This is a genomic window from Cohnella lubricantis, assembly GCF_014212015.1.
Taxonomy (GTDB): Bacteria; Bacillota; Bacilli; order Paenibacillales; family Paenibacillaceae; genus Cohnella; species Cohnella lubricantis.
Genome location: NZ_JACJVN010000057.1, coordinates 51,513 through 75,041, shown reverse-complemented (window position 1 = coordinate 75,041; position 23,529 = coordinate 51,513). Strand labels below are relative to the sequence as shown.

Genomic DNA, 23,529 nt, shown 5'->3' with positions numbered 1-23,529 from the left:
GTGCCTTGTTCCGTGCGGGGCACCGCCCAGGCGTGGGGACAAGGCACTTTTTGTGCCTTGTTCCGTGCGGGGCATCGCCCAGGCGTGGGGACAAGGCACTTTTTGGGCCTTGTTCCGTGCGGGGCATCGCCCTGGCGTGGGGACAAGGCACTTTTTGGGCCTTGTTCCGCGCGAGGCATCGCCCAGACGTGGGGACAAGGCACTTTTTGTGCCTTGTTCCGTGCGGGGCATCGCACTCTCGCTATTGGCTCGCCCAGCGGTCGATGATCGTCCGGTACACCTGCTTCGGGCGCAGGCCGACCAGCTTGTCGACCGGCTGGCCTCTCTTGAACACGATGACGGTCGGCAAGCTCATGATGCCGAACTGCGACGCCAGCCCGGGCGAGTCGTCCGCGTCCGCCTGCGCGATCACGACGCTAGGCCGGCGCTCTCCCGCAAGCACATCCGCCGCCGTCTGGCCTGCCGATTCCTCCGCTATATCATCCTCCCCCGTCTGGCCTGCCGGTTCCACCGCAAGCACATCCTCCCCCGTCTGGCCTGCCGGTTCCACCGCAAGCACATCCTCCCCAGTCTCGCCTGCCGGTTCCACCGCAAGCACATCCTCCCCAGTCTCGCCTGCCGGTTCCACCGCAAGCACATCCGCCCCCGTCTGGCCTGCCGGTTCCACCGCCAGCACATCCGCCGCCAACTCCCCTGTCAGCTCTGCCGCCAGCTCCTCCAATATCGGCAGCAGCGCCTTGCAAGGCGGGCACCACGCAGCACCGAACTCCAACACGGCGACATCCGCGCCCATCACCAGCTCCGGAAACTTCTGCTCATCTACAAGTTGCAAACTCATTGCCCGATCCCTCCCAAATTTCACCTATATATTCCCATATTTGCCACTCTTCCCTGACTTGTGCTTCCCTAACTCATGCTTCCCTGACTTGCTCTCACTTGATTTGCTTCTCCCTTACTTATCCTTCCTTAACTCGTTCTTGACTGACTCGCTCTACTCCGACCTGATCTTCCTTGATCGCGGCGATCCGCTCGGTCAGATTCGACCGAATCGAAGTCAGCAGCCGCAGCTGCTCGTCAATCTCCGCCAGCTTGCTCTCATATACCGGCAGCACTTCCGCGCAGAATGCCTCGCGGCTCTTCAGCACGCAATGGAGAAACCCGGCGATCTGTTCCGTCGTGAGGCCGAGCGACAAGTATAGACGAATCGTGTCCACTTGTTCGACCGCCAGAGCGTTGTACTCCCTGTAGCCGCTCTTCTGCCGCGAAGCCGTGAGCAGCCCCTTCTCCTCGTAGTACCGCAAGGAGCGCACGCTGACGCCTGTCTTCTTGGCCAATTCTCCTATTCTCACGCCTGCACCTCCGATCGCCCCGTACCCCCATCATAAACCCTGCCGCTGATGTCAGAGTCAACACTTTTTTTTGCAATTCAACGCAACATGAGGCGGAGAAGAAACGTATTTATTCACATGTGCTTTCATTGGAAGAGGAGGATTGCAGTTGGAAAAAGGGTTGGTCGTGCACCTGTTGGAGAAGCAATCGGGCGGCGAGATTCGCAAGATCGACGAGCGGGAATGGAGCCCTCAGCTATTGGAGGCTCTGCATCATGTCAATTTCCTCGTCATCGGGGGCGTGGAATACGAGACGCTCGAAGGACGGCTGAATGTGGATACGCAGGCGGTGGAGCTGCTCCTCTCCGCTGTGCGCCATGCGGCTAAGATTGAAAGGAGTTAACAAGCCATGAGCGAACAAGAATCCAAGAACGGCCCCTCCTTGCCAGTGCGTCTGTTCACGCCGGACGGCAAACCGCTCAAGGTGTTGTCGACGTCGCTGGGCATCGCCTTGCTGGCGAATGCGCTGGCTGTTGCCGGCCCCTCGAACAGCGCTTCGGCGGAGACCGCCACGTCTTCTCCATCGGCGTCCGCTTCCAGCGAGGCGGCAGGTCCCGTGCTGACGGAATGGTCGACGGATGCGGTGAAGGCTTACTTCGATCCGTCCATCGACTGGAACATTCCGATGCTGGACGAAGAGCAGCAACAAGGCGAAGAACCAACCGAGCCGACAGGCGCTGAAGGCGGCTCCGGCGGAGGCGGCGGCACGACGATCGTGCACACCTCGTCCGGCTTCGGCTGGGATGATCTGCTGCTATATCATCTGATTTTCAACGGGGGAAGCTCTTATTCCAGCAGCCGTTATTACGGCAGCCGCCCCGCTTACGATACCCGTACCGGGCAAGCCTACAAGCCGGCTGCCTACGACTCGGAGACGTTCCGCAACAAGCCGGTCGTCGGCTCAACCGTCCGGCCGAAAACATCAAACACAACCGGTTCGATCACCCGCCGCTCCACATCATCCAGCCCAGGCGATATCGGCGGCAAGTCGAGCAGCTTCAGCTCTTCGAGCTCTAGCAGCAAGTCCAGTTCGAGCGGGTTCGGCGGATGACCCAGAATGCATTCGAAGTCATCGGCTCGCCGCATCAAGACCGCGCCGGCCGGGTTCGCGAGCTCCGCGAGCTGGGCTTCGGCTGGGCGGATCTGGACGAGGAACCGTATTGGGTGGACCATCTCGTCGTCATGGACGGCGGCGTGTACGAGGAGCTTGAGCAGGCTAGCTCGAAGCTTTGGCACATTTTCGATAAGGCTGCTCGGTTCGTGAAGGGTCGACGCGACCTGTATGAGATGATCGGCATCCCGCAGGTGCTGTGGGAGAGTCTGGACACGCTGCCACTCGAGCCGGAAGGGCTGATCAGCCGCTATGCCAGGTTCGACTGGGCCGTCTCCGGCACGGGCGAGATCAAGCTGCTGGAGCTGAACTCGGATACGCCGACCGGCTATGCCGAGGCTGCGGCCGCTACGCCGTGGATGTGCGAGCAATACGGCATTCGTTCGGCCAACGGCGGGATGGCGGCGCGGATTCGCGAGGCTTGGTCCGCTTGGCAGCCCGATGCGGCCGCTTGCGTCGCCTTCGGCTCCCACCAGGAAGATACCGGCACGGTGGAGCTGCTAATGCGCCATAGCGGCTTGTCCGGCGTTCGCGGCGTTGACGTTCTGGATCTATGGGTCGACGATGGGGTGCTGAAGGACAAGAACGGCGAGGAGATTCGCCGCCTGTTCGCGCTCTATCCGAAGGAGTGGATGGGCATCGACGACGGCGGAGACGCTCTCGCCTATGCGCTGGAGAAGGAGCGGCTGACGCTGTTCAACAGCCCTCACGCGGTCATCATGCAATCGAAAGGGCTTCAAGCGCTTATCTGGGGCTTATATGAACTGCAGCTCGTATTCGAGCCGGAGGAGCTGGAGACGATCGGCCGCCACATGCTGCCGACGTACAATAAGGCGCTGTTCGACGGCAGCTTCGTCTCGAAGCCGATGTTCGGCCGGGAAGGCGGCGCCGTATCGCTGTTCGACGACAGCGGGCAGCTGGAGCACGTGGATCGGGACGGCTACGATACCGGACGGTTCTTCCCGATGGTCTACCAGAAGCGCGCTGAGCTGGCCAAGATCCAGCTGGAGACGGGCGAATACCACCTCCTGACCGGCATGTTCGTGCTGAACGGCGTTCCGTGCGGCTTGCTCGGACGCGCGGGCGGGCCGATAACGGGGAATACGAGTCATTTTGTGGCGATCGGAGTGAAATGAATGAACGGTTGGGAACCAAGACAGCAACAACGGCAGAACGGGTCTTCGAACGGCGGCCGCCTGATCCAGATGATCGTCGGCGGCATACTGGTCATCGTCTTCATCAGCATCATCGCCAATTCTTGTTCGGATCGGAGCAGCCAGTGGGGCAGCTCCGCGGTGGCGTGGAGCCAGAGCGAATCCTCCTCGGGCCAAGACTCTTCGTCGTCGCTGGCCCCCAATACCGTGCCTTGGGATTATCAGATTGTAGAAGGCACGGTCGGCGATCTGATCGGCGGGGATATGACGGTGCTGCCCGGCAACGAGCTGCTCCCGAACGACGACAACTATGCGACAGGCGACAAGATCTGGACGCTGCAGTTCATGGGAGCCGTCATGAATACGGGAGACGACAACCGGGCGAGCATTACGCTCACCGCCTGGAAGGCCATCAAGTCCTTCAAGTCGCAGGAAGCGGCCGAGAGCGACATGGCGAAGCTGAAGCTGAGCCTGAAGACGGATGTCGACCTTGTCGGCGTCTACAAGACTTCCTACGAGGGGCAGACGAGGGACTTCGCCGTGCTGACGCTTCCTTCCGGCCAGCAGGTTAAGCAGCCGATCGACGACGCGCGCTATGACAGGCTGAAGTCGGAGAAGCAAGCGGCGGTCATTCTCGAAGAAGTGCACGATTACAGCAATTATGACCTGGCTTATGCCAAATTCCGGGGGTGGGCGGATTGATCGTTCTTGATATTTTCATAAGTGTCGTTGTGATTCTCGTATTGCAGCTGCTCGGCATGGTCATCTTCAGTTGGATGACGCCGTTCAACGATATGGATGAGCTTCGCAAAGGCAACACAGCCGTCGGTCTCGCCATGGGCGGCAAGTTCTTGTCGACGGCGATTGTCCTCGGCGTAGCGGCCTACACGAACAGCTCGATCTGGCACATGATGCTGTGGTTCGGCGTCGGTTACGTCTGCCTCGTCGCCGTCTATTGGGTGTTCGAATGGGCGACGCCGGGCCTTAAGGTGGCCGAGCACCTGCAGAAGGGCAACGTCGCAGTCGGCATCCTGCTCAGCTTCGTCTACATCGGCATGAGCTTCGCGATCAGCAGTTTGATTGTTTGATTGCCGATAGGCAAAGAGCAATAGGCGGATGGTATTGGCAATAGGTCGAGCGGCAAGCAGCCGCCTCCTTTGGATCGGTCGATCCGCGGGAGGCGGCTGTTCTGGGTTTGGCGGTATGCGCGCGCACCGGGTCTGCGATACGCCGTGCGCTGTACGCTGTGCGCTGTGCGCTGTACGCTGTGCGCTGTACGTCCTGCATCCTGCATCCTGCCTGGCTGCGGTGGCGGAATGTGTAATATTTTTAATACATAATTGCGCCATTGACAGGGTCGGAGATCCTCTTGACGGGGATGGATCGCCCGCGTTCGCCTGCGGATGCAGTTCGTCGGCGGCAGCGCGACCCAAAAATGCTATAATAGGCACACGAAGATAGATGATGAACGGGGACGGAACGATGAACATACCCACCGAACTTACGCTAACCGACGAACAATGGAGCCGGCTGACGCAATTCGTTGCGGAGCAATTCGACGACCTGACGATCAAGCGCGGCTATCAATATTACAAGCAAGGGCGTGTCGTGGCGTTTCAAGCTGCTGGAGACGGCGAGATGAAGGCAATTGTCAGCGGCTCGGAAGTGTACGACGTCAACATCTTCTTGGACAAGCTGAGCAGGAGCGACTGCGACTGTCCGGTTGGCAGGCCGTGCAAGCATATGGTCGCGGTGCTGATGACCGTTGCAGAGCAGGCCGGAAGATCGGTTCACGTGCTCGCGAATGCAAAAATGAACTTCGCCGCGCGTCCCGCGCTTGAAGGCAGCGCGATAGAGAAGCGCGGCGCGAAGCGAGAGACGCCGCTATTGAAGGCTGAACATCAGGCTGCCCTATTGCCCGGCATGAGCGTGCCGCAGTGGCACGACTGGTTCGAGCTCTGCGTCGAGCCGTTGCTCGATCACACCCGCAATCCGCATTACGTCAAGCAGGCGTGGGCGAACATCCAGCGGTGGAAGCCGGCGCTTACGGCTGCGGCGGACCGGCTGTTCGAGCTGAATGCGTATTTGTTCTTGCTGAGCAAGCTGACTTCGGAAGCGTTCCTCGGCTACTTCACGAATATCGCCGCCTCCGATGTGAAGCAGGCCGCCATGCAGTGTTTGGAAAATGAATTGCCCTTAGCAGCCGAACCCGACCAGACCGCCCGGCTGCTCGAGACGGCGGACTATGTGCGCCGCCGTCTGCTGTTCAAGTCGCCCCACTCGGATCATTTCTCGGCTCCCTACTTCGAGCTGTGGAGCCGCTGGATTCCGCCGCAGGCGGATGGCGCAGATCTGTACGACGCTGAGCTGGCGGCTCTGAAGTCAGCCGCGGACAGCTACGGCGCGGACTTGAACCGCACCGCTTGGCTGACGGCGCGAAGCTGGATCCATCTGCTTCGGGGCGAAGATCGGGAAGCGCGGGATTCGCTCGCGGAAGCCGGCAGCCCGACTCCCCGCGACGTTCTCCGTCTCCTCCGCCGACTGTACGAGCTTCAAGCTTGGGAACGGCTGGCCGATTGGCTGGCTGGTTGCGCGGTTTTTCTCGACGGGTATCGGCGTGATGTGTTGGCGGAATATGCGCAGCTGTGGGAGACGGCCGTCCGGCAGCGTCCGGAAGAAGAGGCTCGGATGTGGCGAGCGATCGTCGGCCTCCTCCCCCGCTCCGGCCAGATCTATGAGGAGAAGCTGCTCGCGTTCGGGAAGTGGCGGCAATGGATCGACTATCAGCTGAGCAGCGGTCACGACCCGCTGGACTTCCGCGCCGCGGACCTGCAGCCGATCGAGAAGGCAGATCCGGAAGCGCTGCTGCCCTTCTATCATCAGGCGGTCGAGCGCTACGTCCTGCTGAAGAACCGGGACGGCTACAAGCAGGCGGTGAAGCTGCTCAAGCGGCTGGCCAAGCTGTATAAGAAGACAAAGCGGGAAGATCGCTGGGCGTACTTCTTCGAGACGTTCGTGGATCGGCACAGCCGGCTGCGGGCGCTCCAGGAGGAGCTGCGGAAAGGGAAGCTGATATTATGAGCATGAATCCGAGCTTGGACTATCATATCGAGCAAGTCACCGTCCGCCTCCGTCTGACCGAGCAAGGGGACGGGCTGTTCTGGGGCGGAGACAATGGCTACCGGGAATCGCCGGGGCGCTTCCTGAAGCATCGGCTGTTCGCTTGGCACGAGCCCTCCTTCTACGGAACGGAGCTGGAGGTGCGTCCGGCCGGCGCCGATGAGGTCGTCATCCTCCCCGCTGAGCAGGTCCTTGCGTTCCTCGCCGCTAATACGCTGCTCGCGCACATCGGCTGGACGTGGGAAGGCGAAGCCGCGCAGCTAACGGCGCTCGCTCCGGCGCTGATGGCGTGTCTGGAGGAGCGGCGCTTCGTGCCGGACTTCCAGGCTTATCAGGAGGGCCGCGGGCTGCAGTGGGTCTGGGACGCGGATGCGCTCAGCGAGGATGTGCGTGAGGCGCTGGCTGGCAGAGGCGGCGGCTTGGAAGCCAACAGCGCCGGACGAGCGCTGACAGAGGGCGCGGGCACGGTTGGCGCGGGGACGCGAGAGGCGCTGGCGCTGGACGGGGCGCGCGGCGAGCGGACCCAAGAGAGTGCCGCGACTGGCGGACCTCTGGATGCGGAGACGCTTCGCGGGCTGCGCGCCGCCTTCTCGGCTGCTGTGCATAGCCGCTATTACGGCACGGAAGAAGCCGCGGCGGACTTGCGCCGCGAGTTCCCGCTGCTGTTCGCCGAGGGCGGCGCAGCCTCCGCTGCGGGGCTCGATGCGCACGCATGGCTCATGCGCGTCGGCTGGACGGCGGATCTCGCGCCGTTCCGCCCCGTGCTGCAGCTGCTGGAGCCGAAGGCCGGCAAGAGCGGCGGGCGCGCGGATGGCGGCGCTGAAGGCAAGGGCAGCGGCGCAAGGCGCGAGGCGCAAGGCGGCGCGGGCAACGGCGAGGACGACGGCGGGGTCGGGGCAGAGCCCCCCGCCGAGTGGAAGCTGCGGCTCGTCCTGCAGGACAAGCAGGACGAGCCGCGGCTCGTGCCAGTGCGGCTAGCCGGCACCGGCGAAGCGTTCGGCACGTGGCCGAGCGGCTGGACGGCCCACGTGCGCGAACGGGCGGGCGGCTGGCTGGAGCAGCTCCGCGCCAGCCTGCCCGCAGGGCTTGTCGCGGACGGCGACGACGCGCTGCGCCGTCCGCTGGACGATCGGGCCGCGTGGCGGTTCCTGACCGCCGACGGCCCGAAGCTGGTGGCGGCCGGCTGGCAGGTGCTGCTGCCGGCCTGGTGGGAAGCGGCGCGGCGCAAGAAGCCGAAGCTGCGCGCCAAGATCGAACAGGAGCAGCCGCAGGGCGGCGGCCGCTCGCTGTTCGGGCTCGATGCGATCCTCAGCTTCGACTGGCGGATCGCGATCGGCGACGCCGAGCTGAGCGAGGCGGAGTTCAAGCGCCTCGTGGCGCGCGGCGAGCGGCTCGTGCGCTTCCGCGACCGGTGGATCGCGCTCGACCCGGAGCTGCTCGCGCAGATCCAGCGCGCGATGGACGGCATGGACAAGTCGCAGGGCTTGTCCTTCCAGGACGTGCTGCAGCTGCATCTGCTCGGTTTGGCGGAGGCGGCAGACGCGAACGGCCAAGGAGCCGGCGATGGCGCGGAGTCGGCCGAGGACGCCGAGCGACAGGCCGTGGAAGCGGCGGCCCGGGTCCAGATCGAGGTCGAGCTGAACGAACATCTCGCCCATCTCGTCTCGCAGCTTCAGCAGCCATCGGAGCTGCCGAAGCCGGCAACGCCCACCGGCCTGCATGCCGAGCTGCGCAGCTATCAGCGCGAAGGCTTCGCCTGGCTCGCCTTCCTCCGGCGCTTCGGGCTTGGCGCGGTGCTCGCCGACGACATGGGCCTCGGCAAAACCGTGCAGCTCATCTCCTATCTGCTCGACATGAAGGAGAACGCGCCGGACGGCAAGCCGCAGCCTGCGCTCATCATCTGCCCCACGTCGGTGCTCGGCAACTGGCAGAAGGAATTACAGCGCTTCGCCCCTTCGCTCAGCGTCATGCTGCACTACGGCAGCGGCCGGCTGAGCGGCAGCGAAGCGTTCGCGGATGCGGCTAGCTCGGCAGATGTCGTGCTGACCTCCTACGCTACCGCATCGCTGGATCAGGAGATGCTGCAGACGTTCCAATGGGCGTCGATCTGCCTGGATGAAGCGCAGAACATCAAGAACGCCCAGACGAAGCAGTCGGCGGCGGTCCGCAGCTTCCGGGCCCGGCATCGCGTCGCGCTGACCGGCACGCCGGTCGAGAATCGGCTGGCGGAGCTTTGGTCGATCTATGATTTTATCGCGCCGGGATATTTGGGCAGCCAGCGCGCGTTCCAGCAGCGGTTCGCCGCCGCCATCGAGCAGGAAGGCGACGCGAAGAAGACGGCGGAGCTGCGCCGGCTCATCAACCCCTTCATGCTGCGGCACAAGAAGAAGGACCCGTCCATTCAGCTCGACCTGCCGGACAAGAACGAGATGAAGACCTACATCCACCTGTCCGCCGAGCAAGCGGCGTCGTACGATCGCATCGTGCGCGAGCTGCTGGAGAAGCTGAACAAGCTCGAGGGCATCGAGCGCAAGGGCGCCGTCCTCGGGGCATTGACGCGGCTGAAGCAGGCGTGCGACCACCCTTCGCTCTTGGAAGGCGAAGCTGCGGATACGGCGGCGGCGACTGCTGGACGAAGCTCAGGCGGCGAACTGGCGGAGGCCGAGCTTGCCGCGGCCGTCGGCCGGTCGTCCAAGCTGGAGCGTCTGCTGGACATGGTGAAGGAGCTGCGCGACGAAGGCGAGAAATGCTTGATTTTCACCCAGTTCATCGGGATGGGCCGCATGATCCAAGCCGTGCTGGAGCAGGAGCTGGGCGAGCCGGTCCTCTATCTGCACGGCGGCACGCCGAAGCTGCAGCGAGACCGGATGATCGAGCGGTTCCAAGCGCGCGATCTGCCGCCGGATGAACAGCCGAACGTGTTCGTGCTGTCGCTCAAGGCGGGCGGCGTCGGGCTTAACCTGACGGCGGCCAACCATGTTTTCCACTTCGACCGTTGGTGGAATCCGGCCGTCGAGAACCAGGCGACCGACCGCGCCTACCGGATCGGCCAGACGAAGGATGTGCAGGTGCACAAGTTCATCTCGCTCGGCACGCTCGAGGAGCGCATCGACGAGATGCTGGAGAGCAAGCAGGCGCTGAGCGACAACGTCGTCTCCAGCTCCGAGGGCTGGATTACCGAGCTGTCGAACGACGAGCTGCGCGATCTGTTCACGCTGCGCCGGAATTGGTCTGCGTAATGCTGGGAGCGGCTCGCGCTGCGGATCTGGCGGGCTTACTGGTGAAGGACGCCGCAACTCGCGCGGAAGCAGCGCAGGCGCTCTTTAAGCTAGTCCAAACGTTGAACGGCTAATCAGGTGCTGGAAAGTATTTGGAGCTATAGCTAGACACAAAATAGGGGTTGTCCCTGAAGGTTAATCCTTCGCGGGGCAGCCCCATTGTCATAGAACTTACAACATAAATTCGTCCCTAATAAGTCGTGCAACTTCCTCAGCGCTTAGATTTGTATTATTGATTCTCAGGTAGTTCTCTCTTGATATTTCGCCTGGGGTTGAGTTCAGCCGATGCCTTTCCATGGTCTTTAATAGATCCTTCTCCGACTGTTCAACATTTCTTTTGGTCGGTTTCTGATCAAGCCTGAATGGCGTTTTATTTCTCTGTAATCTCTCATCAATATCAGCTTCTAATTCAACAAAATAGATCTCTGCACCCTTCGATTCAAAAATATCGCAGGTTTGATTGACGAAATCCCAATCTTCTTGGAGATCAAATCCCCAGACATAGGTGAAGATAAGGCCGTACTGATTACTATTGGCGAAAGATTCAAACAATTCTCTGCGCAAGAGATTCGCCAATCTCCACGTCTCGCTTCCAAAACCAAAGAAGGGATGGAACAGCTCAATCGACATGTGATTATGGAACAGCTTCAGATCCGTCATTTTCGACAATTCATGCCCCACCGTCATCTTGCCGACAGCCTGAGGTCCAAATAATAAGATGAATTTGATTGGCTCCGCCCCCGATCAACTCGGTCCCTTAATATTCGCTCAATGACAAAACCCGCTGCTGAATCCGCTTCATCGAAATGCCCCTTGCAGACCAAGGGGCCGTAAGACCAGCCGCGTGAATACGGTGTTATATGATGCCGGCGACTTCACCGAATACCCTCATAATAATTTAGATCTTTCCATATGATTTGAGTGTCATTATGCTTTTCAAAGTTTTGTATGCTCTCCACTCGAATTTCGCGGTATCTCCTGGGGGCTTCCAATCTATAAGCCATCCACCATCATCATCTTGTTGAGATTCTAAAACGTCCAAATGTTTACTAATAATCTCATCAGAGAATATCGATCTGCAATAAGAAGATGAAGTAGATGCAAACTCTAATGGTGTTAGTCCATATCCCTGAGTTTCAACATCCAAACGAAAGAATTTGGCGGTGTAAAGTTCCTTTGATAATTTGTGAAAAAGACCCTTGATATAGTCTGATTGAGGCATGCTCTCTATAAGACAAAATGCAGTCAAAATAGTATGTGCATCATCATATGTCTTTGAAAATATATCTTTCAAACATATTTCAGCAGCTTCTTCAAGCCATGAATGTTCTATACCTTGCCATTTGAGCAGCCCGACAAGTCCAGTTAGTCTGCTAAATGATGGCTTAGTTGAAAATGGAAGATTCCAATGTTCAGCCTTTGGATAGTTAATTGATGAAGGAAATATTGCTGGAATACCCATGTTCAGATCAGCATGATTCGCAATAAAGTCGCATGCTTTATTTGAAATCTCTTTATCTTTAATACGACAATCATATAAAACCCGTAACCCAAACTCCATAAAGAGAGGTTGACTATTCGGCGCACGCAAATCCGGCTCAATTGCGTTCCCAAAACCACCATCATCATTCTGATAAGCTTTAAGTGCCTTCAAGATATAATCCTTAGATCCGTTGAAGAAAAAGTATTCTAAAATTCTTCTTTCCAGTAATCTTCCATGTTGCCATATGAAATTGGCTGCATGATCAAAGTTCAAACTAATCCCTCCCTTGAATTACTTTCAGTTATGATCATTGCGCTGGTTTCACCTAACATCAAATTAGCGAACTGAACTTCTATATTTTAACATATTCACGTTCCAATTTAACCCTCCTCCCCGCCAACACAACAAGGCTGCCGGCAGCTTCGCCGGCAGCCTTGTCTTTATAATTCGCCGGCTGAATCATGAAGCCTGCGAACTTGCCTCTAATGCGGGCCTGAGCCATGGCCCGCAATCGGGATACGCGGTGGATGCCGCGATCCCGCAACACTTTTTGCCCCACATTAATCTTCGCTTCGATACTCCAAGATGTCCCCCGGCTGGCAATCAAGCGCCTTGCAGATCGCCTCCAGTGTCGACAGTCGGATCGCCTTGGCCTTCCCGTTCTTCAATATGGACAGGTTCGCCATCGTGATGCCGACTCGCTCCGACAGCTCCGTCACGCTCATCTTCCGCTTCGCCAACATCACATCAATATTAATGATGATCGCCATGTCGTCACCTCAGACCGTCAGGTCGTTCTCGGATTTAATGTCGATGGCTTCCTTCAGAAGCATCTGCAGAACGGCGGCGAAGACCCCGATCACGAGCGAAGCGGCAACGATGATCAGGCCGATCGCCAGCAGACCAGGGGCGTCGTCCTGATCCGCCATGTGAAGTAAGAGCGGCGAGATGGCCGCGAACAAGATACTGATCGCGAATGCGCAGTATTTGATCATCTTCAGCGCTCTGACGGATAACTCGGAGAAGGCTATGCTCTTGTCGATGTAGCTAAGCAGCCGCAAAGCCTGATACAACGCGAAGTAGAACGGAACCGCCGCCACATACAGAACGATTAGAACCGGCAAGAACACCGCCGCTGAGAAATACTCCATTCCATCTTGAGCGATCGCCGGCAGCCCGAGCACGCACAGCGCAAGAACCGCAAGTCCAATCACCAACACCGTTATTCTTAGAAAGAGTGTTGTTCCTCGTCTCACCTTTAGGCACCTCACTTGATTGTTGTCACATTGAATTTAACACATCATTTATCGTTTTACAATATGTTTTGTTCGTTAATCAATTCATTTCAATCGTTCCGCACATATTCCTATATTATCTATCGATCTTGCAGTTGATTTTGCTCGCCTCTACTATTAGGATGAATAAGACAAAACGCGCAGGGGGACGATTGAAGTGTTGCAGCCAGGATATCAACTTATGACCGATGCCGAGTTCGATGCGGCGATTGAAGGCGACGTATTGGTTCACATTAAGCAAGGCGATCTGTTGCAGCGGCTTCAGCCTTCGCTGTTGAAGAGCTACTCGATCGACTGCGTCTACACGCGCGACGGCCGGACGTTCCTTCGCCGTGCCAACCAATTCGTCACGCTGACGGAAGAGGAGCTTGCGCAAGCCGCACGGTAATCCGATCGCACAATATGCACGAAGAAAGCGCGCCAACCGGCGCGCTTCTTTGTGTTATATGGCTAATTTATTCTCCGCTTGCTGCACTCCATCCACTCCAGCCACCCCCGCTTACCCCGCGCCCATCTCGGCCATGCCGCGCGAATGACGGTACAGCTCCTCGTAATACCCATGCTGCGCGAGCAGCTGCGTGTGGGTGCCCTGCTCGACGATGCGGCCGGCGCGCATGACGATGATGCGGTTCGCCTGCATGATCGTCGAGATCCGGTGCGCGATGACGAGCGTCGTCCGGTTGGCGGACACCTTCTTGAGCGCGCGCTGGATGAGCTGTTCCGTATGCGAATCAAGGTTCGCGGTCGCCTCGTCGAGGATCAGAATCTTCGGCTGGAACACGATAATCCGCGCGAAGGAAATCAACTGCTTCTCCCCCGCCGACAGCCCGCTGCCCCGCTCCGACAGCTGCGTGTCGTAGCCGTCTCGCATCCGCTCAATGAGCGCATCCGCGCCGACGAACTTGCACGCCCGCACGACCTCCTCGCGCGAGATCGTCTCGTCGAACATCCGCACGTTGTCGACGATGCTGCCCGAGTACAAGTACGGCTCCTGCTGCACGAGCCCGACGATCCGGTGAAGCTTCTCCTGCGGCAGCTCCCGAACGTCGATGCCGTCGATGCGCACGCTGCCTTCCTTCACATCGTAGAACCGGCACAGCAGACTGATGAGCGAGCTCTTGCCCGCTCCCGTCGTGCCGACGATGCCGATCATCTCGCCGGGCGCGACGTGCAGGTCAAGATCGTGCAGCACCGTCACTTCGTCCGAGTAGCCGAACTTGATATGATCGAAGTCCACGCGCCCCTTAACGAGCGCAGGATCAACGTCTATGGGATCCGCCGAATCCTTGACCGTCGGCTCGACAGCGAACAAGTTCCAGATCCGGTTCACCGACACGATCGTTGATTGGAACGTATTCCACTGCTGTGTAATCGCGCTGATCGGCTGGAAGAATTGGCGGATGTACGTGATGAAGGCATACAGCACGCCGAATTCGAGCGCCCTGTCCAGCACCGCGCCGCCGCCGAGCCATGTCACGAACGCAACCGACAAGCTGCCGAGAATATCGAAGGACCGGTTGAACAGCACGTTGGTTCGGATCTCCCGCAGATTGGCCCGCAGATACGTCTGGTTGCGGTCCGTGAATTGCTTCTGCTGCTCCTTCTCTTGGTGGAACGCCTGAATGAGGCTCATGCCGCTTAAGTTCTCCGCCACGAAGGCGATCAGCCGCGACAGCGCGGTGCGCGAAGCCTGGTACGTCTTGCGCATATAAGACCGGAAGCCGATGGCGATCAGCGCGATAATCGGCAGCAGAATGAGGCAGTACAGCGTCAGCCGAACATCCAATTGGAACATAATGCCGATGATGAAGATCAGCGTCAGCCCGTCGCGCACGACGCTTAGCAGCACCTGCGAGAAGAACTGGTTGAGCGTCTCGGTATCGCTCGAGACGTTCGTGATAAGGCTGCCGCTCGGCATCCGATCGAAGAACGGCATCGACTGCTTGGTGATGTGCGTGAACAGGTCTTTGCGGATGCGGGCGATGATGCTCTGCCCGGCGTACTGCAGCAGATTGTTCTGCAGGTAAGTGAATACGAAGCCGGTGATCGACAAGCCGAGATATACCAGGCAGATGATCAGCAGCGAGCGATAGTCATTGTGACCTGCCATGATGTTGTCGTCGATCGCGATCTTCACCAGATACGGCTGCGCCAAGTCTGCCGAGATCGCTAGCACGGTGCAGCAGAACACCAAGAAGAAGGTCAGCCGATGGGCCTTCGTGTAGGCGAACAAGCTGCGCATGACCGAACGGTTACTTGTCTGCTTCATCGCGGCTCCCCTCCTCTTGAATGGCATGAAGGTCGGCGTACAGCCCGCTCTGCTTCAACAGCTGCTCGTGCGTGCCCCGCTGCACGATGCGTCCCTCGTCCAGCACGATGATCTCGTCCGCATGCTTAAGCGCGCTGATGCGGTGGGCGATGAGCAGCGTCGTCTTGTTGCGCCGCTCCCTGCGGATCGCTTCGATAATGCTCTTCTCGGTCACCGCGTCGACGGCGCTGACGCTGTCATCCAAGATGATGATCGGCGAATGCTTGATCAGGCCGCGGGCGAGGCTCGTGCGCTGCCGCTGTCCGCCGGACAGCGTAATGCCCCGCTCGCCGAGCTTCGTCTCGAATTGCTCGGGGAACTCTTGGATGCTCTCGTGGATCTGCGCCTGCCGCGCAGCTTCCTCCACCGGCCCGAGCTCCAAATCCCGCCGATAGAAAGCGATGTTCTCCCGAATGGTCGTGCTGAACAGGAAGCCCTCCTGCGGCACATAGGCGATCTGATCGCGCAGGCTCTCGAGCTTCAGATCGAGAATGTCCTCTCCGCCGATCAGGATCGTTCCCTTAGGCGGATCGTACACCCGCAGCAGCAGCTTCATCAGCGTCGTCTTGCCGCTGCCCGTCTTCCCTAGAATGCCCAATGTCCTGCCAGGCTCCACACGAAGATGAATATCTTCGAGCGCAGGCCGATCCGTGTCGGGATAACGGAACGTCAGTCCGTTGACCTCAATGGCCGCCCGCTCGAAGCTAATTGCCTTGGCATGGTCCGCCTCCCGAATGTCGCCCTTCAGCGACAGCAGATCGCCGATCCGCTCGAGCGAAGCGCGCGACCGCTGCATCGTATTGATGACGTTGCCGATCGCCTGCAGCGGGTTAATCATCATGCGGATGTACAGCGTTAACGCGACGAAGTCGCCGAGCGTGATCCGCCCATGTATCGTCAAATAGCCGCCGTATACGATTGTGATGACAAGCGACAGCGCGCCGAGGAACGGAATGAGCGCTTGGAACATCGAAGATACCCGCACCAGCTTCAGCTGATTGTCGCGAATTGTGTCCACCGCCGCTCCGAAGCGATTGATCATAATCGGCTCGACCGCGAACTTCTTCGTGACGCGGATGCCTCCGAATTGTTCCTCGGCTGATTCCGTCGCGCGGCTGATCGACTCCTGCACCGTCCGCGAACGCGTACGGATGACGGGACCGAACCTCGTGACGATCCACGGAATGAAGATCAAGGGCAGAATACAGACGATGATCAGGTGAAATGGTATTCCGCTCAGCAGCATCATCGCGAACGCCGATAGAATCAGAATCGTGGCGTTCGTCGTCTGGTTGATGCCCATCGAGATGGATTCCCGCACGGCTGTAACGTCGTTCATGACGTAGCTTAACATTTTGCCGACGCCGTTCTTGGAATAGAACCGTTCGCTCAGCGTCGTGAAGTGGGCGAACAGCCTGCGGCGCGTATGGAATTCGAACTGCCGTCCCAGCCGCATAACGACGTATTGCCCCAAGCCGCCAAGCAAGCCGTAGAGCACGCCGACGGCCAGCAGCAGCAAGCTATAATCGACGATCAGCGCATGCGTCAGCTCCTTCGCCTGCAGCCGGTCGGTGAACTGGCCCAGCAGCCGCGGATAGAACGATTGGATGATGTTGCCCGTCACAATGAACAGCACCGCCATCAAATACAAGCGCCATCGGGAGAAAATATAGTCTCTTAGCACTCGCTCGGTTCTCAATCAGCATCCCTTCCTAAGTCTTCGTTGATGATGCAAGCGCATTCAAACAACGGTAATGTACCCCGCTCATGGAAGCGCCCCCGTCCGTCGCCGGACAGGGGCTCGACTTGTCGAGCGGGGGATGGTTCGGCCGCGGCTTATACCGCGGAAGCTCCCGCCGTCTTATGCAGATAGTTCACAAGCGTCAGCAGACCCTTGTCGAAGTTATCCAGGCTGAAGTGCTCATCCGGCGCGTGGAGGTTCTCATCCGGCAAGCCGAAGCCCATCATGACGACAGGCGACTTCAGCACGCTCGAGAACGTCGCGACGACCGGGATCGAGCCGCCGTCCTTCGTGAAGACGGCGCGCGTACCGTACACTTCCTCGTAAGCGTCGGCTGCCAGCTGCAGCATCCGATCGGACGGATCGCAGGTGAAGGCGTTGGCCCGCTCGATGTGCTGGATGTGCAGCTTCGCGCCCGGCTGGAGATGCTTGTACAGATGCGCGTCGATTCGATCCAGCGTACGCTGCGGGTCCTGCGTGCCGACCAGGCGGCACGTAATCTTCGCATGCGCTTCCTTCGGGATGACCGTCTTCGTGCCTTCGCCTTGGAAGCCGCCCCATACGCCGTTCAGCTCCAGCGTCGGACGGGCGCCGGTGCGCTCCGTGAACGTGTAGCCTTCTTCGCCGTACAGCGTGTCGAGACCGAGATCGGCCGCGAGCTTCTTCTCGTCCGGGTTGTAGCTGGCCAGATCCTGCTTCTCCAAGTCCGTCAGCGTCGGCACGCCTTCGTAGAAGCCTTCGACCGTCACGCGGCCCTTCTCGTCATGCAGCGTCGCCACCAGCGAGGTCAGCGCGTGAAGGGCGTTCGGCACGGCGCCGCCGTAGAGGCCGGAGTGCAGATCGGTGCGCGCCGTCGTCACGGTGATCTCCAGCGAGCAGAGACCGCGCAGGCCGGTGCAGATGGACGGCTTGCCCGGCTCCAGCAGCGAGGAGTCCGAGATGACGACCGCGTCGCACTTCAGCTTCTCGCTGTTCTCCTCGAGGAACTTGGGCAGGCTGACGCCGGCGATCTCTTCTTCGCCTTCGACGACGAACTTCACATTAACCGGAAGCTTGCCTTCCTGGCGCAGAATCGCTTCTACGGCCTTCACGTGCAGGAACAACTGTCCCTTGTCGTCGGTCGCGCCGCGCGCGAAGATCTTCCCGTCGCGGATATTCGGCTCGAAAGGAGGCGTCGTCCACAGGTTCAGCGGGTCAACCGGCTGCACGTCGTAGTGGCCGTAGATCAGAATCGTCGGCTTGCCCGGCGCCTTCATACGCTCGGCGTAGACGATCGGATGGCCTTCGGTCTCATGAATCTCGACCGTCTCCATGCCGGCGCGGGTCAGCGCGTCCGCAAGCCACTTCGCGGATGCGAGAATGTCTCCCTTGTGCTCGGACAAGGCGGAGATGCTCGGAATGGACAGCCATTCCTTCAGTTCGTTCAGGTGCTGGTCGCGGCGTTCCGCGAAATACGTCTTATAGTCGCTCATCGATATCGGGTTCCTTTCTCTACGTCAAGCTTCTCTCCCCGATTTTACCACTTCCCGGCCTGGATGCCCAACCCCGATGTTTGAGGCCGCCGAGATCGGCTGGCTTGCTTCGGTTCCCCCCATAGCTTGTCCAATCGCTTCCTCATCGCTGTCCGGGCCCGATGGAGCTTATGCTTAACGGTCTCTTCGCTTGTATTCAGCAGGCAGGCCATCTCCTTGTAGCTAAGCTCCTGCTTCCAGCGCATCTCAAGCAGCGCTTGATGCTCCGGCTTCAGCTCGACCAAGGCGCGCTCGACCGTCTCCGACATCAGCTTGAATTCGATCTGCTGCTCGACGGAAGCCGCCAGCTGGGCGTACGCATGAAGATGTTGGTTTGTCACCGCGCTATCCACATTCATCTCGCCGAAGCGCCGTTTATTCTTTCTCAAGAAGCTGTAGACCGAATTCCGAACAACCGTCTTGATCCAGCTCCTCAGCTTGGCTTCCTCCTCGATCGGAGGCGCATTCAATACGACCTTGAGGAACGATTCCTGGATGAGATCCTCCGTCGCGCCATGATCCCAGACCATATAGTAAATGATGCCGTAGACAAGCTCGTAGAATTCCTGATAGATCTCTTGCTGCACCGAGACAGGGAGAGCTGCGAGCGGACCGGCGGACAGGAGCATTAGCTGGCTAGGCATTGGCCTTCGAGCCCTCCTCCAAATTCCTACACAAACAAACATTTTTCTACAACACCTGTATTATACATGAATTGGCTTGATTTTTGGGGATTTCCTCCAGTTTTGTCTGCCGAACGGCAATAAAAAAAGAGCGAACGCATACGACCGTTCGCTCCTGCTCGCTTATGAATTCGGGAACATCAAGCTGAATTCCGTTCCACGACCCGGATTGCTTGTAACTTCGATTCTGCCGTTCATCTTCTTGATAATGCTGAAGGACACCATCGTGCCAAGCCCGGTCCCCTTCTCCTTCGTCGAGTAATACGGGCTGCCGAGCCGCCTGATCTGTTCCTCGGTCATGCCGACGCCGGTATCCCGAATGGTGACCGCCGAGACACCCAGCCGCTTCTCCGCCCGCAGCTCCAGCGTTCCGCCTCCCGGCATCGCTTCGATCGCATTCTTGCCAATGTTGATGAGCGCCTGGCGGAGCTTGTACCGGTCGCCCTTCGCGCAGAGGCGTCCGTCCCTCGGAAGCTCGACCTCAATCCGGATGTTGTTGTAGTTGGCATAGGTGAGCAGCACGTTCGACAAATATAGGATCTCCTCGTTCAACTCGATCGTCTCGATCCGATCGGGATCCGGGTCCGGCTTCGCCAGCGACAGATAATCGGCGATGATCTGCTCGGCCCGGTCCAGCTCCTCCAGGCACAGCTTCATATAATCGGCCTTCTTCTGCAGACTTAAATCGGCGGTGCCGAACAGTTGGATGAAGCCTCTGACGGTCGTGAGCGGGTTGCGGATCTCGTGGGCGACGGAGGCCGCGATGTCGCTGACAATTTGCATTTTCTCCGTGCGAACGACTTCGTCCTGCAGGCGGTGATGCCGCTTGAGGAATTCGAGCATGTAGACGCAGCCCGCTGCGACCAATGCCTGCAATGTATAAGTGTTCAGCATGGCCTTCGGAGAGGCGAACATGGTCGCAATTGAATCGGTCTGCAAGAAGTAGAGGCTTAACGTCAGGAATTTGATCATAGCGGAGTACAGAATCGTGACGCCTACTCGGCTCATGAACGAGAAGCGGCGGAACGGGGCATGGAGGAACAGCCCGATGATGAAGGCGGGCAGGATCGACACCGCATAGGTCCAGAAGTTCGGCAGGCCCGTTACCGCACGGCAGCCGATAACCGTCACGAAGAGCCCCAGGGAGACGATAGGTCCACTGTATAGCGTTCCGATCGCCAGCGGAACGGCTCTAAGGTCATGAATCGTGCCGTGAATCTCGATTGGGAAGGACATCGTGAGCACGATGGCAGCCGCGAAGAAGAAGTAGAACAAGAAGCGCCGATAGTGTCTTCGTTCTCGGAGCTTATAGATATACGGATATAGGATAAGGGAAAGAAGGATGATGAGAATGTTCAACAAAAAATCCTTGAAGTACGTCAGCATGCACGCCTCGCCTCTGTCTTCTTTGCTATTTTTCGTTGAAGCCTGCTATCAATATATCATGGAATGAAGGCTTGGACTACCAGAAAATAACAAAGTGTGACAAATGCTGCGAATAGCTGCCGCGGCTTTCCACTCCTGGATGTCGCCCGACTGTCGCCTGCGTCTCATCAGAATGCCAGCAGATTCTCATCCTGCGCCTTCAGAACGGCATGGATTCGATCGGGCACCTCCAGCTTCGAATAGATCGTGGAGATGTAGTTCTTAACCGTGCCTTCGGTCAAAAATAACTCCCGCGCGATCTCACGATTATCCTTCCCGCTGACGAGCAGGCGCAGAACGTCCAACTCCCGCTCCGTTAATCCGTAGCCGTCCTTCTTCCGGCGCCCATCCCCTGGCTTGGAGGACGCGGTTCCGCCTGTCCACTCGGCGACCATGATCTTGGCGATCTCCTGCGGAATCAAGGTCTCTCCTCTGTGAACCAAGCGGATGCTCACGGCCAGATCCTCCGGCTGCATCGCCTTCAGCAAGTACCCCGCGGCTCCGGCGGCCAGCGCCTCTCGAACATAATCCATGTCGTGAAATGTGGTCAGCATGACGACATGCGTATTCGGATACAGCGATTTGATCTGCCGCGTGGCCTCTATTCCGTCCATCTCGGGCATATGAATGTCCATTAGCACCACGTGGGGCTCGTGCTGCCGGCACAGCTCGACGGCCTCTCTCCCGTTCGCGGCCAAGCCCACGACGTCGATATCTTCCTCTCCCCGCAATACGATCCGCAGGCTGCCGCGAATCAAATCCTGATCATCCGCTATGAGCACTTTGATCATGCCGATCCAACCTTTCTATTCTTCAGGGGCATCCGGCACTCCACGATCGTGCCTTCGCCCCTATTCGACTTCACCTTCAGCTCGCCTTGGTGCGCTTCGATTCTCTCCTGCATGGCCGATAGGCCGAAGCCATAGCGGACTTCATCCATGCCGCTGCCGTTATCTTGAATGGCCAGCTCCAGCAGCTCCGGACGAACCTTCAGCGCGATCTGAATGCAGCTAGCTCCGCCGTGCCGCACAGCATTGGTCAGCGCTTCCTGCAGGCACCTCACGAGCGTGATCGTAACGGGCAGCGGAGCCGCGATGTCGGGGCCGTCTGCTTCGAACTCCACGGTCGCGCCGGTATGGACGGCGAACTCGCTGGCAATTCTCCTTAACTGAACGGTGAGCGCATCTCCCTCTCGCTCAGGCGCGATATGATGAACCTGCCTTCTCATCTCCTCCAGCCCTTGCCTGCTCACCGTTCGAAGCTGATTGACGCTCGCGGCGGCTTCCTCCGGCGCCCGGGGAATTAAGTAGGCGACGGCATCCAGCCCCATGATGACCGAGGTTAACGTATGCCCTACCGTATCATGCAGGTCCCGGGACAGACGGTTGCGCTCTTCCAGCAGGGTGATCGTCTCCACCTGTCTCGCATATTGCTCCAGCACCCGCCGCTGTTCCTCGTTCTCATCGAGAAGCAGCTGCATTCTTCGCTGCGTATCGATCACCTTCCAGATTCCAACTCCGAGCGCAAAGAAGAAGAACCCTTCGATAATGGAGATGTTGAAGGAAGCTAGCGGAAGAACGACAGCCATCGCGATGGGCGGCGCTAGAGAGAACCAGATCCATAGCGGCACGCGAAGCCGGGTCGACTGAACGGTCGCGGCGGCGCATAGAGCCGGGATCGCGAGATAAGAGAAATATTGTCCAATGAGCGAGCCGCCCGCGACTAGCACAAGCCCGCTGCATAACAGCTCTGTCACCGGATATGCCCAAGCAGAGCCGGACGGACGGGACGCCTCCCTCATCCAGACCAGCTGCGGAATCGCGCCGGCAATCAAGCAGAAGGCTAAGAACCCCCCCCGACCCCAGCCTGGCTCCGGGTACTCGTATCCCAGCAGGACTAGATGAAGCAGCACCCAGATCGTTCGGGTATAAAATAACGCTCTCAATCCCCAGTGATAGCTCGGGGCATGGAACATAGGATCGGGTCTCCTCTTCCGCGCACATTGCTTCCATCTTACTCAATTTGGAATAGGATTCATAGACTCATTCCTGCATGTCTAGTCATATATGACTGGACGAGCATACTCCTTACCGCAGCCACTGGGGGACGTTACAAGTGCGCTGCATAATGAGGATATCCCTAATCGAGAACGAAGGAGATCGATCCTAATGAGAATAGCCGCCTATATGCAAAGCTACTTCCGGAAGCACCCGTTCCTGTTCGCCATCTTCGCTCTGATCGCCAGCCGCATCGTCGGCTTAGGCACAACAGCGCTTATCCAGACGCTAAGGCCGGATCTGTCCATTGAGCAGGAGCTCGGCTGGCTGCTCATGCTCATCTATGCCAGCGTCGTCGCTACGCTGGTCTATTGGACCAATACCGCCGAGGAGACCGGATTGCGCCGAACAGTCTCGGCGAGAGAATGGCTGCTCATGCTGCCGTTCCTGGCGCTTCTGCTCTTCATTGGGTTCGAGAACGGCGTGCAGTCGTGGGGATTCTCCCGCAATCTCGTTCTCGCCATCGCGGCTGTTGGAGTGGCCGTGAACGAAGAGGTGCTGTTCCGCGGAATCTTGCTTCGCGGCTTCATGAGATGGGGTCCTTGGACCGCCATCTTCGTGCCAAGCGCCTTATTCGCGCTTGCTCATTCGACGAACGCGCTAGCCGGCGGCAACGCCAAGCTGGCGATCTACCAGACGGTGTGGACCTTCGCGGCAGGGGTCGCCTTATCGGCGATGCGATTGCGATGCAACAGCCTATACCCGATCATCGCATTCCATGTCCTGCTGGATGGAACCGAATATTTCTCGACGGGAGAATACGGAGTTCATGCCGAGGCTCCCAGCCTTCTCTGGCTGCAGCTGTTCATGCTGGCGAACGCGGCGCTGGCCCTCTACGCTGTATTCCTCTTCTACAGCAAAGCCCGGCAACGCTCTACAAGACCCGGTCGCCCTGCGGACAGATCGTTGCCGAACGGCAATATTGATGCCTGATTTTCGGTTACGCCCTCATAGCGCCTCCTGTATAATTAAGTC

The 23,529-nt window shown here is 58.8% G+C and carries 22 protein-coding genes; 9 read left to right on the top strand and 13 right to left on the bottom strand.

Annotation, left to right across the window (positions count from 1 at the left end; translation table 11 throughout):
* Positions 1 to 241: 241 nt before the first annotated feature.
* Together H4Q31_RS14920 and H4Q31_RS14910 are read right to left on the bottom strand one after the other, a co-directional pair.
* Positions 242 to 838 (bottom strand): thioredoxin family protein, encoded by a 597-nt coding sequence (locus H4Q31_RS14920; RefSeq protein WP_260440168.1) that lies wholly within the window; start codon positions 836 to 838, stop codon positions 242 to 244.
* A gap of 118 nt (positions 839 to 956) precedes the next feature.
* Entirely contained in the window at positions 957 to 1,349 is a 393-nt protein-coding gene (locus H4Q31_RS14910) for a MerR family transcriptional regulator (RefSeq protein WP_185179845.1), read from the bottom strand.
* 148 nt (positions 1,350 to 1,497) lie between these two features.
* On the opposite strand from H4Q31_RS14910, the gene H4Q31_RS14905 reads away from it, so the two are divergent.
* The 7 genes from H4Q31_RS14905 (at position 1,498) to H4Q31_RS14875 (ending at position 10,012) form a co-directional block, all read left to right on the top strand.
* Complete coding sequence (locus H4Q31_RS14905; RefSeq protein WP_185179844.1) at positions 1,498 to 1,731, top strand: hypothetical protein; 234 nt, start codon at positions 1,498 to 1,500, stop codon at positions 1,729 to 1,731.
* 6 nt (positions 1,732 to 1,737) lie between these two features.
* Positions 1,738 to 2,439, top strand: a complete 702-nt coding sequence (locus H4Q31_RS14900; protein ID WP_185179843.1) for a hypothetical protein — start codon at positions 1,738 to 1,740, stop codon at positions 2,437 to 2,439.
* Positions 2,436 to 3,635 (top strand): glutathionylspermidine synthase family protein, encoded by a 1,200-nt coding sequence (locus H4Q31_RS14895; RefSeq protein ID WP_185179842.1) that lies wholly within the window; start codon positions 2,436 to 2,438, stop codon positions 3,633 to 3,635. Before H4Q31_RS14900 ends, H4Q31_RS14895 begins: the two co-directional genes overlap by 4 nt.
* Positions 3,636 to 4,355 (top strand): hypothetical protein, encoded by a 720-nt coding sequence (locus tag H4Q31_RS14890; protein ID WP_185179841.1) that lies wholly within the window; start codon positions 3,636 to 3,638, stop codon positions 4,353 to 4,355.
* On the top strand, positions 4,352 to 4,741 hold the full coding sequence (locus H4Q31_RS14885) for a DUF350 domain-containing protein (protein ID WP_185179840.1): 390 nt from the start codon (positions 4,352 to 4,354) through the stop codon (positions 4,739 to 4,741). The genes H4Q31_RS14890 and H4Q31_RS14885 overlap by 4 nt, the downstream gene beginning before the upstream one ends.
* A gap of 394 nt (positions 4,742 to 5,135) precedes the next feature.
* Positions 5,136 to 6,734, top strand: coding sequence for an SWIM zinc finger family protein (locus H4Q31_RS14880; RefSeq protein ID WP_185179839.1), 1,599 nt, complete (start codon positions 5,136 to 5,138; stop codon positions 6,732 to 6,734).
* A complete protein-coding gene (locus tag H4Q31_RS14875) occupies positions 6,731 to 10,012 on the top strand; it encodes a DEAD/DEAH box helicase (protein ID WP_245347397.1) in 3,282 nt (1,093 codons plus the stop codon). Before H4Q31_RS14880 ends, H4Q31_RS14875 begins: the two co-directional genes overlap by 4 nt.
* A gap of 210 nt (positions 10,013 to 10,222) precedes the next feature.
* Here H4Q31_RS14875 and H4Q31_RS14870 read toward each other — a convergent pair whose 3' ends face one another.
* The 4 genes from H4Q31_RS14870 to H4Q31_RS14855 all read right to left on the bottom strand — a co-directional run bounded on the left by H4Q31_RS14870 (position 10,223) and on the right by H4Q31_RS14855 (position 12,790).
* Positions 10,223 to 10,780, bottom strand: a complete 558-nt coding sequence (locus H4Q31_RS14870; protein ID WP_185179931.1) for an ATP-binding protein — start codon at positions 10,778 to 10,780, stop codon at positions 10,223 to 10,225.
* Between the two features lie 169 nt (positions 10,781 to 10,949).
* Positions 10,950 to 11,807: a hypothetical protein gene (locus H4Q31_RS14865; protein ID WP_185179838.1), complete on the bottom strand. Its 858-nt coding sequence runs from the start codon at positions 11,805 to 11,807 to the stop codon at positions 10,950 to 10,952.
* 287 nt (positions 11,808 to 12,094) lie between these two features.
* Positions 12,095 to 12,304, bottom strand: a complete 210-nt coding sequence (locus H4Q31_RS14860; protein ID WP_185179837.1) for a helix-turn-helix domain-containing protein — start codon at positions 12,302 to 12,304, stop codon at positions 12,095 to 12,097.
* 9 nt (positions 12,305 to 12,313) lie between these two features.
* The gene (locus tag H4Q31_RS14855; protein ID WP_185179836.1) at positions 12,314 to 12,790 is read right to left on the bottom strand and encodes a DUF2975 domain-containing protein; all 477 of its coding nucleotides are present in this window, start codon (positions 12,788 to 12,790) and stop codon (positions 12,314 to 12,316) included.
* 220 nt (positions 12,791 to 13,010) lie between these two features.
* On the opposite strand from H4Q31_RS14855, the gene H4Q31_RS14850 reads away from it, so the two are divergent.
* Positions 13,011 to 13,217 carry a hypothetical protein gene (locus H4Q31_RS14850; RefSeq protein WP_185179835.1) on the top strand — a complete coding sequence of 69 codons (207 nt, stop codon included), beginning with the start codon at positions 13,011 to 13,013 and terminating at the stop codon, positions 13,215 to 13,217.
* A gap of 111 nt (positions 13,218 to 13,328) precedes the next feature.
* Here the strand turns inward: H4Q31_RS14850 and H4Q31_RS14845 are convergent, their stop codons facing one another.
* The 7 genes from H4Q31_RS14845 to H4Q31_RS14815 all read right to left on the bottom strand — a co-directional run bounded on the left by H4Q31_RS14845 (position 13,329) and on the right by H4Q31_RS14815 (position 22,472).
* Positions 13,329 to 15,098, bottom strand: a complete 1,770-nt coding sequence (locus tag H4Q31_RS14845) for an ABC transporter ATP-binding protein (RefSeq protein WP_245347398.1) — start codon at positions 15,096 to 15,098, stop codon at positions 13,329 to 13,331.
* Entirely contained in the window at positions 15,082 to 16,836 is a 1,755-nt protein-coding gene (locus tag H4Q31_RS14840; protein ID WP_185179833.1) for an ABC transporter ATP-binding protein, read from the bottom strand. Before H4Q31_RS14840 ends, H4Q31_RS14845 begins: the two co-directional genes overlap by 17 nt.
* A gap of 137 nt (positions 16,837 to 16,973) precedes the next feature.
* Positions 16,974 to 18,350, bottom strand: a complete 1,377-nt coding sequence (locus tag H4Q31_RS14835) for a dipeptidase (RefSeq protein WP_185179832.1) — start codon at positions 18,348 to 18,350, stop codon at positions 16,974 to 16,976.
* A 44-nt stretch (positions 18,351 to 18,394) separates the two neighbouring features.
* On the bottom strand, positions 18,395 to 19,033 hold the full coding sequence (locus H4Q31_RS14830) for an RNA polymerase sigma factor (protein ID WP_185179831.1): 639 nt from the start codon (positions 19,031 to 19,033) through the stop codon (positions 18,395 to 18,397).
* A 162-nt stretch (positions 19,034 to 19,195) separates the two neighbouring features.
* Positions 19,196 to 20,458 carry an ATP-binding protein gene (locus H4Q31_RS14825; RefSeq protein WP_185179830.1) on the bottom strand — a complete coding sequence of 421 codons (1,263 nt, stop codon included), beginning with the start codon at positions 20,456 to 20,458 and terminating at the stop codon, positions 19,196 to 19,198.
* A gap of 167 nt (positions 20,459 to 20,625) precedes the next feature.
* Positions 20,626 to 21,288, bottom strand: coding sequence for a response regulator transcription factor (locus H4Q31_RS14820; RefSeq protein ID WP_221626851.1), 663 nt, complete (start codon positions 21,286 to 21,288; stop codon positions 20,626 to 20,628).
* Positions 21,285 to 22,472 (bottom strand): sensor histidine kinase, encoded by a 1,188-nt coding sequence (locus H4Q31_RS14815; protein ID WP_185179829.1) that lies wholly within the window; start codon positions 22,470 to 22,472, stop codon positions 21,285 to 21,287. The genes H4Q31_RS14820 and H4Q31_RS14815 overlap by 4 nt, the downstream gene beginning before the upstream one ends.
* A 193-nt stretch (positions 22,473 to 22,665) precedes the next feature.
* Here H4Q31_RS14815 and H4Q31_RS14810 point away from each other — a divergent pair, with 193 nt between their 5' ends.
* Positions 22,666 to 23,487 (top strand): CPBP family intramembrane glutamic endopeptidase, encoded by an 822-nt coding sequence (locus tag H4Q31_RS14810; RefSeq protein WP_185179828.1) that lies wholly within the window; start codon positions 22,666 to 22,668, stop codon positions 23,485 to 23,487.
* Positions 23,488 to 23,529: the final 42 nt, after the last annotated feature.